1 protein-coding gene is annotated in these 1,278 nt (G+C 62.3%); it reads left to right on the top strand.

Features of this window, described 5'->3' with window-relative positions; translation table 11 throughout:
* Positions 1–65: 65 nt before the first annotated feature.
* A protein-coding gene (locus tag ACFXK0_RS29065) for an IS3 family transposase (protein WP_379414278.1) occupies positions 66–1,237 on the top strand; the annotation gives its coding sequence in 2 pieces (ribosomal slippage) (positions 66–318 and positions 318–1,237; 1,173 coding nt in all).
* The last annotated feature ends 41 nt before the right edge of the window (positions 1,238–1,278 follow it).

Raw genomic sequence — 1,278 nt, 5'->3', positions numbered from 1 at the left:
TGAGGTGCCCGAAGTTCTTCGGACAGTGGCCCAAAGTAGAATTTGGGTAACTGAACGGAGTTGTTGTGGCACAGAAGAAGTCGCGTCAGTTCAGCCCGGAGTTCCGGGAAACAGCGGCGCGGGAAGTGGTGGAGAAGTCGCGTCCGATCGAAGATGTCGCGCGTGACTGCGGTGTGACCGGTCAGACGATCCGGAACTGGGTGAAGGAATTCCGGGCTGCGCACGCCGCAGATTCGGAGTTGTCGATCTCCGAACGCGCCCGGCTGAAGGAACTCGAGCGGCGGGTCCGGGAACTGGAGGAAGAGAACCGTTTCCTGGGAAAATCGGTGGCCTTCTTCGCGAAGAAGCACCGGTGACCGTGAAATACGCGTTCATCGCCTCCGAAGAAGGCAATCATTCCGTCGTGTCCATGTGCCGGTGGGCGAAGGTATCGAGGTCGGGTTTCTACGCCTGGCGCAACCGGGAACCCTCGGCCACCGCGCAGCGCCGCGAGATCCTGGCCGCCGAGATCCGGTTCTGCTTCGAGCACTCCGACGGCACCTACGGTTACCGGCGGATACACGCCCAGCTGGCCCGCTGGGGCACACACGCCGACCCGGATACCGTCCGCACGATCATGCGTGAGCTGGACCTGGTGCCGTGCCAGCCGCGCCCGTTCCGGCCGGTCACCACCCTCGCCGGCGATGCCGCGCAGCTGCCGGATCTGGTGCGCCGCGACTTCACCGCCCAGGCGCCGGCCCGCAAACTGGTCGGCGACATCACCTATATCCAGACGTGGGAAGGATGGCTGTACCTGGCGACCGTGCTGGACTGCTATTCGAAGAAGGTGGTCGGATATGCGATGGCAGACCACATGCGCACCGAGCTCGTGGCCGACGCCTTGCGCATGGCCGCCAGGAATCTCGACTTCATGCCGGGAGAGACGATCTTCCACAGCGACCGCGGCGCCCAGTATTTGTCCGCTGAATTCGCTTCGGTGACCGCCGAATTCGGGGTCCTGCGTTCGGTTGGCCGCACGGGAACATGCTACGACAACGCTTGGGCAGAATCGTTCAACGGGACCCTGAAGAACGAGCGAGTGAACCGCACCCAGTACCCGACCCGGGAACACGCACGGAAAGACGTCACCAGCTATATCGAATTGCGGTACAACCAGATTCGGATCCATTCCGGGATTGACTACCGGACGCCCAACGAAGTAGAGTCCGACTGGTTCGAGCGGAATCGAGCAGCCTGAGAAGTCAAAATCTCACTGTCCGAGAACTTCCCAGCCCCTCA

Source organism: Nocardia sp. NPDC059177, from assembly GCF_042755165.1.
Classification (GTDB): domain Bacteria; phylum Actinomycetota; class Actinomycetes; order Mycobacteriales; family Mycobacteriaceae; genus Nocardia.
This window is presented reverse-complemented; position numbering and strand designations above follow the sequence as displayed.